The organism is Nocardioides sp. YIM 152588 (assembly GCF_040191335.1).
GTDB lineage: Bacteria > Actinomycetota > Actinomycetes > Propionibacteriales > Nocardioidaceae > Nocardioides.
The window spans coordinates 1-17,598 of sequence record NZ_JBEGDJ010000005.1 but is presented as its reverse complement, the minus strand read 5'-3'; the positions used below and the strand labels follow the sequence as shown (position 1 = coordinate 17,598).

Sequence of the window (17,598 nt, the reverse complement as noted above, 5' to 3'; positions counted from 1 at the left end):
GTCGGTCCGGTCGCGCCGGCCTCTCCACGGTCATGGTTGTCCCCTTCGTCAGGTCGACGCTCCTGCGACGACCCCCTCAGCCAACCGCCGGGCGCCGGGCAGCGCTTGGAGAGGATCGGGAGACGAGGGGGAGACAACGAGGAGACAGGAGACCGGCGCGGGGGTACCGGCTCGATCTGCAAAGTCCTGACAGAGCCGCCGCGCCTGCCTACGGTGTGGGCGGGAGGCGGCCGTGGGAGTGGTCGTGGGAGTGGCCGGCCGGCCGCTCGCGGACGAGCGTGAGGGGCGGCTTGTGGGGAGCGCGGGATTCCGCTTCAGGGTCGCGCCAGGCGTCAGCGTGCGGGCATCGCGCCGCGGCCTGCGGACCAGCCTCGGACCGCGCGCGGCGCGCCTGCACGTCGGCAGTGGCAGACCGGGTGTCTCCACCGGAGCCGGGCCGTTCACGTACTACACATCCCTCTCCGGATCGTCCTCGCGACGGCGCGCGACTTCGCCGGCCGGCCGGGCGGCGCCGGGAGCGGCAGCCGCGGACAAGGAGGCGGAGGCGCAGCGCCTGGCCTCTCAACTCCAGGCGATCGCCGGCCTCAACGACGTGACGTTCGAACCCAGCCGGCGCCCGCTCGCCCCTCCGCCGGCCCCGGTTGACTACTGGTCCCTGCTACGGCGCCACCGGAAGGCGACGCTGGCCGGCGTCTCCGTGTTCGACCTGTCCGCGCGCCGGGCGGCTGTGGCGTCGGCCGTCCGAGCGGCCGAGTCGGAGCACGCCGAAGCCGTCGCGGCGGCCGTGGAGGGGATGTACGAGGAGCAGTCGTCTCTCGACGAGACCTGGGGCCTGCTGTCGGAGTGCGAGCCCGATGTGGTGCTCGCGGCGCTGGCTCGCGCCTTCGAGGACAACGAGGCGCCCGCGGCGCCGGTCGGGGTCGAGCATGCCGAGGCGTCCATCGTCGTGCGGGTGCCTGGGCCCGAGGTCGTACCCGATCGACGGCCGACCACGACCTCCGCCGGGAACCTGTCGCTCAAGAAGGTGTCGAAGACCGAGGCGGCAGCCATCTACACGTCTCTGGTGTGCGGACACGTGCTGCTCACCGCCCGGGAGGCCTTCGCGGTGGTGCCGTTCCTCGACGCTGTGCGGATCGTCGCGGTGCGGGCCGTCGCACCGGATGGGCCGCCGGAGGTGTTGATGGCTGCGGCTTTCCGGAAGTCGGCCGTCGACGCCCGGCCATGGAGGGGGATCGACGCCCTCACGGCGCTCAACGACTGTTCGTTCGAGACGGTGCTGCGGCGGAAGGGCGTGACGCGGGCGCTCGCGCCGCTCGATCTCCGGGCCGAGCCGGCCGTCGCGGCCGTGATCGATCTCATCGACCTCACCGACCTGATGACGGACGACGACCTGGGAGGGCGTGCACGCTGATGCAGGAGGATCGCGGAGCCCCGGCGGGCTGGTACCCGGACCCGACGGACCGCCTGCGGACCAGGTACTGGGACGGGCAGGCCTGGGTGGGGGAGTCCCGCCCGATGCCCCCGGGTTTCGAGGCGCCGACCGCGATACGTGGACGCACACTGCCGTGGTGGCAGCGGTGGTGGGCCATCATCCCGGGGATGCTGCTGTGCCTGCCGATCGGCCTCGTCGGGCTGTGGCGCCGAGCAGCCTCCAGCACCACGACGAAGGCATGGGTCACGATCGTGGCGCTCGCCCTGTGGGGCCTGGCGCTGGCGGTCCCGTCCGAGGAGGAGCCCACGCCGGTCGCAGCGGACTCTGTCGTGACTCCGGCCGAGGTGCCTACGACCTCCGCGCCGCCGACACCGACCGCACCCACCACCGTGACCGTCCCGGTGGTCACCGGCCTCACCCTCAAGAAGGCGAAGGAGGTGCTCGGAGCGGACGGCCTGGGAGATGTGGTGGCAGAGAAGGTGCCGTCGCGGAAGCCCGCGGGCACCATCCTGAGGATCCAGCCTGCCGAGGCATCGGAGGTAGCCCCCGGCGCTTCCGTCCAGCTCTGGGTCGCGGCGCCGCTGCCGAGCGTCCCCGACGTCGTCGGGCTCGGTCGGGCCAACGCCCTCAGCCAGTTGAAGCGCGCCGGGTTCGCGACACGGGTGACGCAACGACGCACCACCAGCGGACGCGACAACGTGGCGCTGAGCCAGTCGCCGGTGGCCGGCAAGCAGGTGCGCCCCGGCACGCTGGTGAAGGTGGTCGTCTCCGACCTGCATGAACCGCCGCCGGCGCCCGAGCCCGAGCCCGAGCCCCAGAACTGCACGCCTGGATACTCCCCCTGTCTTCCTCCGGCCTCGGACTACGACTGCGCGGGTGGTTCGGGCAACGGTCCGGCCTACACGGGGACGGTGCGGGTCGACGGCCCGGACATCTACGACCTCGATCGGGACGGCGACGGGATCGGCTGCGACTGACCTCGACCAACGTGCCTGGGCATCACGTCGAGCGCTCGGACGGGTCCGTCCTGCCCGGTGCTTCCTCCCGCACGAACTCCTCCAGCCACGCCGGGAACTCGTGCAGGCTCTCCAGCACCACGTGCGTGCCGGCCGCCTCGAGCTCGGCGCGGGTGCAGCCGCCGGTCAGCACGGAGACGCTGGTGACGCCGGCGGCCAGCGCCCCCTCGACGTCGTGGACGTGGTCGCCGACGTAGACGCTGGCGCCCTCGCGGCGCAGCACGTCGGCCTTGCCGACGCCCCACACCCAGCCCTCGAGGTGGTCGTGGTCGAGCGCCAGGTGGTCGAGGTGGAGCTGGGCGTTGGGGCCGTACTTGCCCGTCACCACCAGCACCCGGCCGCCGTTGCGCCGGACCGCGGCGAGGGCCTCGTGGGCGCCGCCGAAGGCGGGCGTGCCGGCGATGGCGTGGTCGGGGTAGAGGGCGCGGAACCGGTCGCCGGCCGCCGCGATCGCGTCGGCCTCCAGGTACGGCTCGAGCAGCATGTCCAGCGGCGGGCCCAGCCTCGCGGTCATCTCCGCGACGGGGAAGTCGACGCCCAGCTCGGCGCCCAGCGCGACGAGCACGTCGCGGAACCCCGGGGCGGTGTCGATCAGCGTCATGTCCAGGTCGAAACCGACCACCAGCCCGTCTGCCACGCCCTCCAGGGTAGGCGGCGACCGTGCGGCCGCCGGGACCAGCCCGGCCAGGCCCGATCAGTCCAGCCCGAGCGCCTTCGCCGACTCCTCGCGCATCTGCACCTTGCGGATCTTGCCGGTGACGGTCATCGGGAAGTCCTCGACCACCATCACGTAGCGGGGGATCTTGTAGTGCGCCAGCTTGCCGGTCGCGAACGCGCGCACGGCGTCGGCGTCCAGGGGCTCGGCCCCGGCGCGCAGCCGCACCCAGGCGCAGAGCTCCTCGCCGTACTTCTCGTCGGGCACGCCGATCACCTGGACGTCCTCGATGTCGGGGTGGCCGTAGAGGAACTCCTCGATCTCGCGCGGGTAGATGTTCTCGCCGCCGCGGATGACCATGTCCTTGATCCGGCCCACGATCGTGCAGTAGCCGTCCTCGCGCATCACCGCCAGGTCGCCCGTGTGCATCCAGCCGTCCGCGTCGATCGCCTCACTCGTCTTCTCCGGGTCGTTCCAGTAGCCGAGCATCACCGAGTAGCCGCGGGTGCAGAACTCGCCCGCCTCGCCCCGCTCCACGGCCGCGCCGGTCACGGGGTCGACGACCTTGATCTCGACGTGCGGGTGCACCCGGCCGATGGTCGCGGTGCGGCGCTCGAGGTCGTCGTCGACGCGGGTCTGGCACGACACCGGCGAGGTCTCGGTCATCCCGTAGGCGATCGACACCTCGGCCATGTGCATGTCGTCGACGCAGCGCTTCATCACCTCCACCGGGCAGATCGAGCCGGCCATGATCCCCGTGCGCAGCGAGGAGAGGTCGTGCTCGGCGAACGTCGGGTGGTTCTGCATCGCGATGAACATCGTCGGTACGCCGTACACGGCGGTGCACCGCTCGGCGGCGATCGCGCGCAGCGTGACCTCCGGGTCGAACCCCGGCGCCGGGATGACCATCGTCGCGCCGTGGGTGGTGCAGCCGAGGTTGCCCATCACCATCCCGAAGCAGTGGTAGAAGGGCACCGGGATGCACAGCCGGTCCTCCTCGGTGAACCCGATCAGCTCGGTGGTGAAGTAGCCGTTGTTGAGGATGTTGCGGTGGCTGAGGGTGGCGCCCTTCGGGTAGCCGGTGGTGCCCGAGGTGTACTGGATGTTGATCGGGTCGGTCGCCTCCACCGTCCAGGTCAGCACGTCGAGCAGCGTGACGCCGGGGTCGTGGACGTTGTGGTCGGCCCACTCCGGCGAGCCCAGGTAGAGGACCCGCTCGACCGGGGTGTCGTCGATGACCTCCTCGACCATCGACCGGTAGTCGCTGGTCTTGAACGCCGGCGCCGAGATCAGCAGGCGGGTGCCCGACTGGTTGAGGGCGTAGGCCAGCTCGTGGGTCCGGTACGCCGGGTTGATGTTGACCAGGATCGCGCCGATCTTGGCCGTCGCGTACTGGGTGATCGTCCACTCCGCGCAGTTCGGCGACCAGATGCCGACCCGGTCGCCCTTGCCGATCCCGGCCCGGACCAGGCCGATCGCCAGGTCGTCGACCGCGCGGTCGAGCTCGGCCCAGGTCCACCGGCGCCCCGAGGCGACCTCGACCAGCGCCTCGCGGTCGGGGTGGGCGGCGACGGTGCGTTCGAGGTTCGCGCCGATGGTCTCCTCGAGCAGCGGTGGGTGGGTGTCTCCGGCGGCGTAGGACTCCATCCTCGAACACTCGGCCGCGGCGCCACGGGTGTCAATGGTGGGGGCGGTGGTGCTCGTCCAAGGCCGCCACCTCACCCATTCTGGTTATCGAACACCAGTTCGCTTGTCGCGTAGAATCGGCGTACGCCGAACCGCTCCCGAAGGCCTGCGATGACCCTGCTCCCCGGTCCCGTCCCGCACCGGATCACCCGCGCCGTGGCGGACGCGCGCGCGGCGCTGGCCGGGGTGGCGGATGCGCAGGCCGCCTTCCTGGGGGCGGGGGAGAAGGAAGCCGTGCTCACCGAGCTGGTCGCGTTGGAGGCCCAGGTCGCCGAGCTGAGGCTGCGGACGATGGCCGCCGCCGGCGATGTCGCGGATGCCCACGGCGCGCGGGACGTGGCCGGGTGGCTGGCCCACCGGACGAACCTGGAGGTCGCCCGGCTCCGCGGCGAGGCCCGGGTGGCGGGGGCGATCGACCAGCGCTGGCCGAACGTGGGCTCCGCGATGGCCGCGGGACGGTTGTCGCTGGACCAGGCGAAGGTCGTGGTGCAGGCGCTGGACGCCCTGCCCGAGCGGGTCGGCGCGGCGGTCCGGGGTGATGCGGAGGCGCGGCTGGTCGCCCTCGGGACCGGCGACGCCGCCGAGTGCGGCGGGCTCGGGATGCTGCCCCAGCACCTGCGCGTCCTGGGCCGGCGGGTGCTGGACGTGGTCGCCCCCGAGGTCGCCGAGGACGAGGAGGCCCGCCGCCTCCACGCCGAGGAGACCCACGCCCAGGCCGCCTTGTCGGTGCGGATCAAGCCGCTCGGCGACGGCGCCACCCGGGTCACCATGACCCTCCCCGACGCCACCGCGACGAGGCTGGCGACCTACCTCGACGCCCTCACCTCGCCCCGGACCACCGCGCCCGAGGTCGAGCGGCTGCCCCGGCACCGGGTGCTGGGGCACGCCTTCTGCACCCTGCTCGACCGCCTCGACCCCAGCACGCTGCCGGACCACGGCGGCGACGCCACCACCGTCATGGTCACCGTTCCGCTGGACCAGCTCGAGAAGCGGCTCGGCGCCGCCGGCCTCCTCGACTCCGGGACCGCCGACGGCACCGGACGCATCTCTGCCGCCCACGCCCGCCGCCTGGCGTGCACCGCCAAGATCGTTCCCGCGGTCCTCGGCGGCAGGTCGGAGGTGCTGGACCTGGGCCGCGGGCAGCGCCTCTTCAGTGCAGCCCAGCGCAAGGCACTGAGGCTGCGTGACACCACCTGCCGCGCGGAGGGCTGCACCGTCCCCGCCACCTGGTGCGACGCCCACCACGACGTCCCGTGGTCCCACGGCGGCGGCACGGACCTGGCCAACGCCGTCCTGCTCTGCGGGTTCCACCACCACCGGGCCCACGACCCGGCGTACGAGACCGACCGGCTGCCGAACGGCGACCACCGCTACCACCGACGGCGCTGATCTCCGCCCGCCTTCGACGTCACCTCTTGGTGCCGCCCTTCCCGACCGCAGTGCTCGTCAGGGTTTGTGGGGTCGAGTCACACGCGGCGGATCGACGCGTGTGTCACCACTTTCCGTCGTGAATCGCAGGCTGACGTGCTGGCGGTATCTTCGCCTGATCGGTCGGGGCAGTGTTCTAAGGTCCCTGCATGGCACTCTTCCAGGAACTGTCGGGCCAAGGGCGGGTGGTTGGAGGTCACCTCTCGACCGGCACGATCGTCTCCGGTGGGGCCACCCCGTTTGCGAAGCATGGAGACCTTACGATCCAGCACCGTTCGAACCCGTTCAAACGGCACCGGATCAACGCCGAAACGGTCCGGGAGTGGGAGGAACTTGAGTCGAAGGCCAGCGTCATCGCGGCCATCGGTCAAGCGGCGGCGCGCGTGGCTTTCCCGGGGAGGGTAGGCAAGTCCGTGGGGGCGGGCGTCGAGGCGGCGCTGAGCACCGGGCACATCGTGCGGATCCACTGGGCCGATGCCAAGCAGTCAATCCTGGAGCTACCCCAGAAGCAGTTCATGGTCTTCTCCGTCATGCTGGTGGATCGCAAGGTCGTCACGGCAGGGCTGTTGAAACCGGAGCCGGCAGCACGTCAAGGCGCGGCCGAAAAGTTCATGGGTATGGCCTCGGCCGTCCTGGCGAAGGGCAATCAGACCGCGCCCATGGTGGATGGCGCGGAGGTGGACGTCACCGCGCAGATCGCCAAACTGGCGTCGCTTCACGCCCAAGGCATCCTCACCGACGCGGAGTTCTCGGACAAGAAGGCCGAGCTGCTCGGTCGCCTTTAGGACGAGTGGGCTGCGCCTCGAACTCCTTCAGTTGACTACAGGGTGCCCATAACGCCACATTCCGGGCGTTACTCGCGGATCGACGCACTCGCCGGCGGCCGTGGCCGAGGTTCGCTGGATGAGGTCATGATGTCTCAATGTCACTGGAGTCAGCTGTCGCTCGGGCACTTGCAGATCTCGCGGGCGACCGATACGACCGCGGCGATGCTGCCAGGGTTGTGCCGGCGTCGCCGGGCCTTTACGCCTTCTATGGTGACGAACGGGCATGGGCTGAGCTCGGTCTGTCTCCGGTCTTCGACGGACAGCCGCTGTATATCGGTAAGGCCGAGAAGAGCCTGAACGGGCGGGATGTCGGCACGCATTTCTCTACGGGAAAGACTGGCTCATCCACCGTGCGGCGCAGTCTCGCCGCGCTGCTCGTGGATCGACTTGGACTCGTGGCCGTGCCGCGGAACCGGTTGCGGCCTGACGGTAGCGCCAACTACGCGCTCGATCCCGAGAGCGACGTGCGGCTGACTGCGTGGATGGAGGATCGCTTGACGCTCGCGACGTGGCAGAAGCCCACGGACGTCGTGCTTGGCGATGTTGAGACAGCGGTGCTGGTGAGCCTCCGTCCACCCTTGAACCTCGACAAGGTCGGCGAGCCGCGTGAGCGGTTGCGCGAAGCGCGACGTGCACTGGCGGAGGCATCGAGGGTCTGGGCCGCTGACACAAGTGCGCCCGCGTATTCGGGCGAGTAGTGGTGATCTGCACGCGGTCGAAGGCAGAGCGCCGGACCAAGAGAGCACTCGTTCGTGGGGCGTGAGCTGCGACTCACGCGACGCCGGCGGCAGTCGTTCGTTTCGAGCGCCTGGAAGCGAGGAGCCGGTACATGATGGCCGGATGACTATCAGCGACGAGGCCGGTTCAGTCGAGATCACCGACCCGAAACTGCCTGCAATCGCGACGTTCACCCTCGGCGACGCCCTCGCCAAGACGGGCATTCCGCTCAACGACATGATGGCGATCCGGCACGCCTACGTGAAGATCCACAAGGACGGGGACCCCGGTATCCATGCCGACTCGACCGACGACGAGATCCTCGCCTACACCAGCACACAGAGCCTCACCGGCTTCGCCAAGAAGCCGCCCCGGTATTGGGTGGTCCTGCTGCCGGGGCAGGGAAACCGAGCACGTCTGTGGCGGATCGTGGAGAACCTGGGCGAGGCTCCGCCCAGCGAATCGCGTCGGACCTTCGGCCTGAGGGATCTCGACCTGCTGCCCGACCTCATGGGCCGGTGTGTCGTCCAGTGGGGCTCGCCTCGTGCGTGGTGGGTCCATGGCACAACGGTCGCGAACTACCCCGTCCTCGACATCGCCGATGTCGAACCCGAGCCGTTCCCTGGTTTCGACCACCTCGTTATTGACCACGAGCGCCTCCAAGCCGTCGTCCGGGAACCGCTCTATGCGGCGTGGCGAACGGCGCTGTCCTCGGTGATCGGGATCTACCTGATCACCGACACCTCGGACGGACGCCACTACGTCGGAAAGGCCGATGGACACGAGACTCTGCTACAGCGCTGGACCTCATACGCCACCAACGGTCATGGGGGAAACGTCGGCCTGAAGCTCCGCGACGCGACCAAGTTCCGCTACTCGGTTCTGCGGGTCCTCGACCCATCCTCAGCGGAGGCCGACATCAACGCCGTCGAGAAGCACTACAAGGACGCCCTCGACTCCCGCAGTCATGGGCTGAACGAGAACTGAGGAGACCTGCGGCACGTGCCGGATCGCGGCGGTTCGACGCAGGTAGGTCGGAGTCCCGCGAGCCGGACTCAGCTGCACCCACCCCTGGTGACGGCGGGCAGCCTGGCCACCGCGGTGCCGGCGGCACCGATGAGGACCGCGAGTCCGAGGACCAGGAGGAGCGACGGCGTCCAGGAGCCGGTCGCAGCGTGGAGGAGCCCGGTCGCGAAGGTGGCGGCGCTGGCGAGCAGGTAGCCGATGCCTTGGGCGAAGGCGGAGAGCCGTCCGGCATCGGCCGGCGTAGGGCTGCGGACGCCGATCATGACCAGGGTCCAGGCGAAGGCGCCCGATCCGAGGCCGAGGAGGATCGCCCAGGGCCACCCGTGCAGCGTGAGTGGCGCGAGGAGCACGCCGAGCCAGCCGAGCACGGTGAGGGCGGCGAAGGCGATGGGCAGCGCGGCCGATCGGTGCGTGCGCCGCATGAGGGCGGGTAGGGCCAGGGTGATCGGGATGCTCAGGCCGGCGATGACGGCGAGCAGGGCGCCGGCGTGTGCGGGGTCGCCGCCGGCGTCGGTGATGATCGTGCTCCACCATCCGAACTGCACGTAGGCCTGGGCTGCTTGGGCGCCGAAGCACAGCGCCATTGCCCAGCCGAGCCGGGTCCGCGCGACAACTGCTCCGGGGGTGTCGGTGGTGCTCGCGTCCGGCGCCCGTGCTCCGTGGCGCCGGCGGGCGACGACCGGCATCCACAGCAGCAGGCTGAAGACGGGCAGTGCGGCCCAGATGCCCAGCCCGGTGCGCCATCCGGCGAGCGTGCTGATCGGTACGGCGGCGGCGGCCGCGATGGTGGCCCCGAGGTTGATGGCGACGCTGTACAGGGCGCTGACCGCGACGACGCGGTGGGGGAAGTGGAGCTTGGCCAGGGTCGGCAGGACCACGTTGCCCACGGCGGCGCCGGCCATCGCCACAGCGGTGGCGAGGATGAACGCCGTCGGCGAGTCGGTCAGCGCGCGAGCGACCATGCCGAGAGCGAGTGTGCCGAGCACGAGCAGCGTCGTGGCGTGCGCGCCGTACCGCAGGATCAGCCGCCCCGCGCCGAGCCCGATCGCCGCGAAGCAGAGGGTCGGCAGGGCGGTCAGGAGACCGACGGCCGCGGGGCCGAGTCCGAGGTCGTCGCGCAGGACGGGGAGGAGCGCGCCCAGGCTGCCGACGCCGGCGCGCAGGGAGAGTGCGAGCGTCTCGATCGCTGCGAGAGCCAGCAGCGCGAGGGCGAGGTTCCGCACCGCCCGGCCGTGGGTCGGTCCGTCCTGCGAGCTGCGCCGGGGGTCGGTCAGGGCCATCGGAGCCAGGCCGCGGCGGCGTCGCCCATCACGAGCTCGAGGTCGCGCCCGGTGAGCCAGGGGAGGTGCTCGGTGAACGCAGTCACGCACTCCGCCCAGGTGCACGGCATCCGGGTGATGTCGGTGCCCCAGAACACCCGGTCGGGGCCGTACGCGTCGACCACCCGGCGCAGGGTGTCGTGGGTGGAGGGGAACGGAAAGGGATCGGTGGCCATGCCGGGGATGCCGGTGGCCTTGACGGCGACGTTGGGGTGTCGGGCGAGGTCCAGCAGCGCGGCGAGGTGGGCCATCGCCTCGGGCAGCCGGAGCCACGGCAGCGCGCCGAGGTGGTCCACGGTCAGCCGCATCCGGGGGAACCGGGCGGCGAGCGTGCCGATCACCGGAAGGTCGTCGGGCAGCACCATCAGCGCCACGGGGAGCTCGCGGTCGTCGGCGGCGCGCCAGAGCCAGTCCAGGCCGCCGTCGGCGGCGCGAGCGACGTCGGCGGGGTCGACGAGCAGGAACCGCAGGCCGACCGCGCCTGGCGCGCTCATCGCCGACTCGACCAGCGACCGGTCCCCGCCGGGGCCGAGCGGGAACCAGGCCATCGTGGCGAATCGGTCCGGATGATCAGTGGCGGCCAGCGCGGCGTAGGCGTTCGCGTCGGCGTCCCACACCGCTGGGCAGTTGACGGCGCGGTCGATGCCGGCTTCGTTCATCGCCGCCAGGGCGTCATCGATGGTGAACGGTGCCCGGGTGTGGTGCGGGGGTGCGTCGGGGCCCGCCCAGAGGTGGATCTGGGCGTCGATGATCCGCATCTCACGCCTCCTGTCCGGTCGCGGCGAGTCGCGCGGTCATCCAGTCGCCGATGAGGATGTCGCGGTCCTGGAGGTGGTTGTAGACGCAGTGGTTGCCGTCGGAGAAGACGACCATCTCCTTCGCCTCGGTCGGCGCCAGGTCCAGCAGCAGGTTCGAGAGGTCGTCGGAGATCATCGGGTCCTGGCCGCCGTGGACGACCAGGAGGGGATAGCCGGCGTTGGGGCCGCTCGCGGTGGGGTCGACGCTCGCCCACACCGGCGTCGAGTGCTCGGGGTCCTCGGTGCCGCAGAAGGCGACCATCTTGGTGAAGAAGGTCCCGACACTGGCCGGCACGAGGCCGGGGTAGACGAGGCCGCCGTTGCTGACGCAGGCCCGGATGCGGGGGTCGCGTGCGGTCGCGGCCATCGCGATCCCGCCGCCCATGCTGTGGCCCACGATCCCGATCGGGAGCCCGGCGCAGCGCTCGGCGACGTGGTCGACCGCGGCGTCGAACGCGCGCGGCCAGTCGGTGGTCAGGTAGTGGTGGTGGGTGAACCGGGTCTCGCCCTGTCCGGGTGCGTCGAGCAGGAGCACGTCGAGGCCGCGGGCGGCCATCGCGAGCCCGGAGGACTCGAAGTCCATGGCCCAGCCCTCGACGCCGCCGATCACGATCACCGCGCCGCGCGGGGACGGGCCGCCCGAGAGCCACCAGCCGGCCATTGGAACGCCGCCGGGGGCCTGGATGGTCACCCGCTCGCGGTCGCGGGCCAGCGCGGCCGCCTCCTGGTAGAGGTCGGCGGCGCGGGCGAACGTGGCGCGACGGTCGTCGGTGTCGCTCAGCTTCATCATCTGGCTCATCCGCAGCAGCGCGGAGGCCCGACGGAGGTTGGGGACGCGGGTGGGCGCGGCGGCGCCCTCTGCGTGCTCGAGGCAGGTGGCCGCGAGGTCGAGCGCCACCTCCTGCCAGTCCTCCCCGGCGACCACGCGTCCGCGGAGCTCGACGACGTCGCTGTAGTCGACTCCGTAGGCCATCGTGCGTTCGGTGGAGAACTGGCGCAGCGCCGCCTGGGAGATCTCCGGGAGGCCGGCCAGGGCTTCCTCGGTCTCGGGCTGGCGGCCGACGAACTGACGGGTCTGGACGGATGCGGGCTTGGTCACCGGTGGGTGCTCCTCAGGCTGATGGGCTGATGGGCTGATGGGGGATGGCGAAGCGGCTACGCGGGCAGCGCCCCACCGGCGAAAGCCGCGAGGGCCTCGCCCCATCCGTCGGTCGTCGCGTAGGCGAGGTAGCCGTCGGGGCGGATCAGGATCTGCGCGGGCGCCGTGGTCCCGTACGCCTGTGCCACGTGGGCCGCTGCGGCGTCGGGGATCGCGACGGTGTGCAGCGCCGCGCCGGAGTCGGGCCAGGTGATGTCCGTGAGACCGGCGACCGCCTCGTCGCCGATCGCGAGCAGCGTGAAGTGCGGTCCCCGCTGCCGGTCGATCAGGTGCTGGGGGCCGGCCTCGGGGTCGGTCCACTCCACGTTCGGTGCCCGGTCGCCGGCACGGACACCGGCGGCGTCGTCGGCCACGCCGAGGGCCAAGGGGCCGCCGCGGTAGCTCAGCGAGAGCTGCCGTTCCTGGTCGCCGCGCTTCATCGCCGCGGCCGGGCGGGTCCGGGTGCTCTCGTAGAGCTTGCTGGCCAACCCCAGTACGCCGGCGGCGACCGGCTGCCGCTCGTCCTCGTAGGTGTCGAGCAGGGCCTCGGGCGCGCCGGCGATCACCTGGCCGAGCTTCCAGCCGAGGTTGTAGGCGTCCTGGACGCCGGTGTTGAGGCCCTGCGCGCCGGTCGGCGGGTGGACGTGGGCGGCGTCTCCGACCAGGAACACCCGGCCGTCGCGGTAGCGCTGGGCCAGGCGGATGTTCGGCCGCCATACCGAGGACCAGCGGACCTTCGAGACCTGCACCGACCGGGCGCTGCGGTAGGCGTGGATCAGGGTGGTCAGCGCCTCGGGCGTCGCCTCCGCCGCGTCGCCGGGCTTGAGCTTCAGCATCAGCTGGAACAGCTCGCCGCCCGGCATGGGGCACAGCGCCATGAACCGGCCACCGAGGCCCGGCCACACGTGCCACAGGTCGCGCGACAGCCCGGTCAACACCAGGTCGGCGACGATCATCCGGTCGGCCTCATCGGTGGTCCCCTCGAACGGGATGGCGAGCGACTTGCGCACGGTGCTCGCGCCGCCGTCGGCGCCGACCAGGTAGTCGGCGTGCGCCTCCACGGTGCCCGCGGGCCCGTCGAGGACCGCGGTCACCCCGTTCTCGGCCTGGGTGAGCGACGTCAGCCGGGTGTCGAACTCGACCCGGCCACCGAGCGCCTCGAGCCGACGGAACAGGGCGGCGTCGGTGTCGTACTGGCCGACCAGCAGCGTGTTGGCGTGCGGCACGTCCTCGCTGGCCTCGTGCAGCGCGATCATCGTGCGCTTCACCGTGATCGGCCCGAGGTGGAGCCCGAGCTTCGGGTACGTCGTGGCGTGCTGGGACAGGTCCTCGAGGACGCCGAGGTCGTCGAGCACCTCAACGGTGCGTGGCTGGATCCCCTTGGCGCGCGAGCCGCCGAAGACGCCGGGCGCGGCACCGACCACGCGCACGTCGATGCCGCGGCGCAGCAGGTCGCAGGCCACGGTGAGCCCGGCCGGGCCGGCGCCGACGACGAGAACGGTCGAAGAAGTGGTGGACACGGGGGACCTCCGGTCGAGCGAGCGGGTCGCAACCGGTCGTCGCGCACGCTCGCGGTCCACGACGACCAATACCGACTACAATGTATCCGTTATGTGGAGACGGGGCCAGCCGCACGCCGTCAGTCGGCATACTGGCGGCGTGTCGCAACCAGCAGCCGAAGGCCGACCCGCTGCCGGGCGGGGCCCGGGCAGGCCCCCGATCCCGCTCGACCGGATCGTGGGCACCGCTCTGGAGATGGTCGACGAGGACGGCGCCGAGGCGTTGACCCTGCGCTCGCTGGCGACCCGGCTGAGAAGCAGCACCGCCACCCTCTACCGCCACTTCTCCGGGCGTGCGGAGCTCACCCGTGCGGTTGTGGACGCACTGTTCGCCGAGGTCGACCTCGATGAGGACGTCCTCGCGCACGCGACCTGGGACGCCGCCCTGCGACACATCGCCGAGGCCATGTTCAAGGTCCTCGAGGGTCACCGGAACGTCTCGCCGCTGCTGCTCAGCGAGCTGCCGACCGGGCCGCACGCACTGCGCCTTCGCGAACGTAGCCTCGCGGTCCTCACTGCCAACGGCTTCGACCCTGTGGACGCGGTGCGGACCTACGCCACCCTGGCGCGGTACGTCCTCGGCTTCGGCGTACAAGTGCCTGGCGAGGACGCGGCCGGCGCGAGACCCGAGGGCGAGAGGAGCCGGCAGGCTGGGCTCGTCGGCTCGGTCGACCTGGGCGAGGAGTTCCGCTACGGCCTCGACCTGATGCTCGACGGACTCCGGGGCCGGCGACGCGCGAGCCCGGACGCCGGCCGCTGACCATGCCCAGGTCGAGTCAGGGTCGGGTGCGTCGGCGTCCGTCGCGGCTCCAGCGCCCTGCGCCGGAGCACGCCGCCCGTCAGCTTGCGGCGTACATCTACGGAACGGTGCTCGTGCTCGCGACACTCCTGGCCCTGCCCGTGGACGCGGTGGCCGGAGGTGAGGCGGTGCTGGTCGTCGCGGGCATCGGGGCTTCCACCTTCATCGCCCACCTCTTCGCCGACATCGTCGGCTCGCAGGTCGAGTCCGCCGACACCCCGGATGACGTACCGCCCTTCAGGATGCTCCGCGACAGCCTGCCCATCCTGTCCGCTACCGCCGTGCCGCTGCTGATCCTGCTCGCGGCCCGGTGGGACGTGCTGGGGCCGACGCTCGCGCTCCGCGCTGCCGAGCTCTTCTGCATCGCTCGGATCGGGCTGACCGGTGTCTTCGTGAGTCGCTACCTCCGTCGGCCGGTCACCCGCTCGACCTGGATCACGTGTGTCGGGACCGCGGCCGGCGGCATGCTGGTTGTCGCCATCAAGATCTCTCTCGGTCACGGCTGATGAGGCGGTCCGCGTCGCGCGGTCGTCCCGCCTCCATCGTGCCCACGCCGTCGGGCTCATCGCCGACGGCGATGTCGCGTCCCGAAGGACCCGTCCGGCGGTTCAATCTGGGGAACACCTCGCGGCAGGGCGGGGGAGGGTGCGCTCGCACGCGGCGGTTCGACGCGGGCGCCTGAGACGACCGGCGAGGTCACGTCACATGGATATCCGCCCCGAAATGGCCGATCTGGGGCGGATATCCATGTGACGTCGCACCGCCCGGGCCGCAGCAAAGTGGGCGCTTCGACGCGGGTCGACGGCGGTGCACCAGCGCGCCCGAGCCCGCGGTCGGGTCGTCCGGCGGCGTAGGACGCCATCGTCGAACACTCGGCCGCGGCCCGGTGGCTGTCGATGCCGGGCCCGACGGCCCTGTCCCGGACGCGGGCCGAGTGGTAACCACGGAGCAGGAGGTGTCCGGAGATGGGCAGGGTGGTGGTCGTCGGTGGGCTGAACATGGACCTGCACCTGTTCGGGCTGCGGGAGTCGGGCGGGCAGGCGCCGCTGGTGGCCGAGCGCCACCTCGTCCAACCCGGTGGCAAGGGTGGCAACGTGGCCCGCGCGGCTGTGCGCCTGGGCGCGGAGGTCACCCTGGTCGCGCGGGTCGGCGACGACGACTTCGGGCGGCACTGCCTCGACGCGGTCGCCGGCGACGGGGTCGACGCGTCCGGGGTGATCGTGACGCCCGAGCAGCCGACCGGCTTCGTGGCGATCGACCTCCAGCACGGCAAGCACCGGTCGCTGGTCTTCTCGCCCGGCGCCAATGAGAGCCTCGCCTGGGACGACGTCGCGCCGCACGTCGCCGGCCTCACCGCCGACGACATCGTGGTCGCCCAGGCCGAGGTCCACCCCGCGACGCTCTCCGCGCTGGCCACGGCGCTGAGCGCCCGCGGCGTACCGCTCTTCCTCGACCCCGCCCCGCCGGACCGGGTACGCCGTGACCACCTCGCCGCCGCCGACGTGGTCACGCCCGACCTCGACGAGGCCGCCCTGCTCACGGGGCGCGCCGACACCTCCCGGCTGTGGCGCGCCACCGCGGCGCGCGAGCTGCGGGCCGCCGGCGCCCGTCGGGTGCTGCTCAAGACGTCGGAGTCCGGTGCCCTGCTGCTCGACGACGACGGGCTGCGGGAGGTGCCGACCGCGTCCGTCGAGGTCGCGGACGAGACCGGCGCGGGCGACGTGTTCATGGCCGCGCTAGCGGTCGCCCGCCTGGAGGGGCGGGGGTGGGAGGAGGCCGCCCGGTTCGCCAACGCCGCCTCCGCGATCTCGGTCAGCCGGCTCGGGCTCGGGCTGCCCGGCCGCGACGAGGTGGCGGCCCTGGAGCGCGACCTCCGCGCGGCCACGCCGCCCGGGACCGGGTGACCGCGCCCGTCACCGAAATTCGGGCATACCTCGCCGCAAAGCAACCGCCCGGACAGCGGCGTCGGCTTGGGTGTCGGCCGACCGATCGGACCAGGGGAGGAGCCCAGGATGGCCTTGCGGCGGCACCGCCAGCGCCACCGGTCGGGGCGTACCCAGCCACCGGCGCAGATGGTCCCGGTGCCCGCGGCGCGCGCCGCGGAGCCGGGCGGCGCGCTGCCCGCGCTGCTGGAGTGGAGCCCCCGGTCCGTCCGGGCGAGCGCGGCCGGCGCCACCGACCCGTGGCGGTACGTCGCGCACGGCGCGTTCGACGAGGATGCGCCCGACCCGGTCACCGTCACCATCCCCGAGCTGCCCGACGGGTCCCGCTCCGTCACCGTGGTGGCGCGGGTCGCGCGGCCGGGCGCCGACGTGGTCGCCGGGGACCTGCTGGCCGAGGTGGCCACCGAGCGCGGCGGCCACGCGTGGCTGCGGGCGCCGTTCAGCGGCACGGTCGTGGAGGGGCGGCGCGACGGGCCGCTGTGGCAGGTCGGGGAGGGGCTGGTCCGGTTGTGGGCCGAACCCGCGCACGTCTTCGAGCCGCCGCCCGCGGAGACCCTCACCCGTCAGCAGGCCGCCGTCTGGGCGCACCTCACCGCCTGCAGCGCCACCCATCCGCACCCGCGCCGGCTGCTGCACGCCCTCCGCCGCGCCTACATCACCGGGACCGCCGAGGGCCAGCTGCTCGACGCCGGCCCCGCCTGCCTGGACCTCGGGCGGCGCAGCGCCGACGCGCTCGGCTTCCGCGGCGGCCTGCTGGCGGCGGCGAACGGCTCGGCACCGCCGGTCGACCTGCCGCCGTTCCTGCTGCTGATCGCCACCGACCCGCTCGCGCCCCCGGCGCAGCCGTTCCTGCGTGTGCTCACCCCGGACCAGCGGCCCCGCCTGCACCGGCGCGCGGAGCCGGCACCGCCGACCGGAGGGGCGGGCGAGCAGGCCGGACAGGCGGGCGAGCAGGCCGGACCCGAACCAGCTCCACCGCCGGCCGCGCCCCGGTGGCGGCTGACCCTCACCTGGGGGACCGAGCCCGAGCCGAGCACGGTGGGCACGGTGGAGATCGGCGTCTCCTTCGCGACGTACGGCGACGCCGTGCGGAACCTCGCCCGCGACGTCCTGGGCATCGCCGAGGAGCTGGAGCTCGAGCCGGAGCCGACGGCGCCCGAGCCGTCCGCGCCCGCGCCACCGCCCCCTCCGGACCGGTGGGAGGAGCGCGCGGACGCGTTCCCCGAGCCCGCCGTGCCGGGCGCGCCGCCGCCCCC

The 17,598-nt window shown here is 72.4% G+C and carries 16 protein-coding genes and 1 pseudogene; 11 read left to right on the top strand and 6 right to left on the bottom strand.

From position 1 onward, the window contains the following. The first annotated feature begins 232 nt into the window (after window positions 1–232). From ABLM29_RS04370 to ABLM29_RS04365, 3 genes and pseudogenes are all read left to right on the top strand, one after another. Entirely contained in the window at window positions 233–1,411 is a 1,179-nt protein-coding gene (locus ABLM29_RS04370) for a DUF4236 domain-containing protein (RefSeq protein ID WP_349712636.1), read from the top strand. Continuing rightward, window positions 1,411–1,515, top strand: a pseudogene (locus ABLM29_RS22305) (DUF2510 domain-containing protein); the annotation flags it as partial. The gene ABLM29_RS04370 and the pseudogene ABLM29_RS22305, both read left to right, overlap by 1 nt. A gap of 84 nt (window positions 1,516–1,599) precedes the next feature. Next, window positions 1,600–2,409, top strand: coding sequence for a PASTA domain-containing protein (locus ABLM29_RS04365; RefSeq protein ID WP_349712635.1), 810 nt, complete (start codon window positions 1,600–1,602; stop codon window positions 2,407–2,409). 22 nt (window positions 2,410–2,431) lie between these two features. On the opposite strand, the gene ABLM29_RS04360 is transcribed toward ABLM29_RS04365, so the two are convergent. Together ABLM29_RS04360 and ABLM29_RS04355 are read right to left on the bottom strand one after the other, a co-directional pair. Next, entirely contained in the window at window positions 2,432–3,085 is a 654-nt protein-coding gene (locus tag ABLM29_RS04360; RefSeq protein ID WP_349712633.1) for an HAD family hydrolase, read from the bottom strand. 57 nt (window positions 3,086–3,142) lie between these two features. Then, window positions 3,143–4,750 (bottom strand): AMP-binding protein, encoded by a 1,608-nt coding sequence (locus ABLM29_RS04355; RefSeq protein WP_349712632.1) that lies wholly within the window; start codon window positions 4,748–4,750, stop codon window positions 3,143–3,145. A gap of 150 nt (window positions 4,751–4,900) precedes the next feature. Between ABLM29_RS04355 and ABLM29_RS04350 the strand changes: the two genes are divergently transcribed. The 4 genes from ABLM29_RS04350 (at window position 4,901) to ABLM29_RS04335 (ending at window position 8,748) form a co-directional block, all read left to right on the top strand. Continuing rightward, window positions 4,901–6,178, top strand: coding sequence for an HNH endonuclease signature motif containing protein (locus ABLM29_RS04350; protein ID WP_349712630.1), 1,278 nt, complete (start codon window positions 4,901–4,903; stop codon window positions 6,176–6,178). A gap of 188 nt (window positions 6,179–6,366) precedes the next feature. Next, window positions 6,367–7,002: an SHOCT domain-containing protein gene (locus tag ABLM29_RS04345; protein ID WP_349712629.1), complete on the top strand. Its 636-nt coding sequence runs from the start codon at window positions 6,367–6,369 to the stop codon at window positions 7,000–7,002. Between the two features lie 137 nt (window positions 7,003–7,139). Further along, window positions 7,140–7,742: a GIY-YIG nuclease family protein gene (locus ABLM29_RS04340; protein WP_349712628.1), complete on the top strand. Its 603-nt coding sequence runs from the start codon at window positions 7,140–7,142 to the stop codon at window positions 7,740–7,742. Between the two features lie 142 nt (window positions 7,743–7,884). After that, window positions 7,885–8,748, top strand: coding sequence for a GIY-YIG nuclease family protein (locus ABLM29_RS04335; RefSeq protein WP_349712626.1), 864 nt, complete (start codon window positions 7,885–7,887; stop codon window positions 8,746–8,748). A gap of 68 nt (window positions 8,749–8,816) precedes the next feature. Here ABLM29_RS04335 and ABLM29_RS04330 read toward each other — a convergent pair whose 3' ends face one another. From ABLM29_RS04330 to ABLM29_RS04315, 4 genes are read right to left on the bottom strand one after another with little or no spacing between them, the layout of a single operon-like run. Then, on the bottom strand, window positions 8,817–10,067 hold the full coding sequence (locus ABLM29_RS04330; RefSeq protein WP_349712625.1) for an MFS transporter: 1,251 nt from the start codon (window positions 10,065–10,067) through the stop codon (window positions 8,817–8,819). Further along, complete coding sequence (locus ABLM29_RS04325) at window positions 10,058–10,864, bottom strand: amidohydrolase family protein (RefSeq protein ID WP_349712624.1); 807 nt, start codon at window positions 10,862–10,864, stop codon at window positions 10,058–10,060. The genes ABLM29_RS04330 and ABLM29_RS04325 overlap by 10 nt, the downstream gene beginning before the upstream one ends. A 1-nt stretch (window position 10,865) precedes the next feature. Next, entirely contained in the window at window positions 10,866–12,002 is a 1,137-nt protein-coding gene (locus ABLM29_RS04320) for an alpha/beta hydrolase (RefSeq protein ID WP_349712623.1), read from the bottom strand. 56 nt (window positions 12,003–12,058) lie between these two features. Continuing rightward, window positions 12,059–13,561 (bottom strand): FAD-dependent monooxygenase, encoded by a 1,503-nt coding sequence (locus ABLM29_RS04315; RefSeq protein WP_349712622.1) that lies wholly within the window; start codon window positions 13,559–13,561, stop codon window positions 12,059–12,061. 217 nt (window positions 13,562–13,778) lie between these two features. Between ABLM29_RS04315 and ABLM29_RS04310 the strand changes: the two genes are divergently transcribed. From ABLM29_RS04310 to ABLM29_RS04295, 4 genes are all read left to right on the top strand, one after another. Beyond that, entirely contained in the window at window positions 13,779–14,360 is a 582-nt protein-coding gene (locus tag ABLM29_RS04310; RefSeq protein ID WP_349712620.1) for a TetR/AcrR family transcriptional regulator, read from the top strand. A 113-nt stretch (window positions 14,361–14,473) separates the two neighbouring features. Then, the gene (locus ABLM29_RS04305; RefSeq protein WP_349712619.1) at window positions 14,474–14,905 is read left to right on the top strand and encodes a hypothetical protein; all 432 of its coding nucleotides are present in this window, start codon (window positions 14,474–14,476) and stop codon (window positions 14,903–14,905) included. A gap of 459 nt (window positions 14,906–15,364) precedes the next feature. After that, window positions 15,365–16,303, top strand: a complete 939-nt coding sequence (locus tag ABLM29_RS04300; protein WP_349712618.1) for a carbohydrate kinase family protein — start codon at window positions 15,365–15,367, stop codon at window positions 16,301–16,303. 108 nt (window positions 16,304–16,411) lie between these two features. Then, window positions 16,412–17,598, top strand: a 1,187-nt coding sequence (locus ABLM29_RS04295) for a hypothetical protein (protein ID WP_349712617.1), incomplete at its 3' end; no start/stop codon positions are given.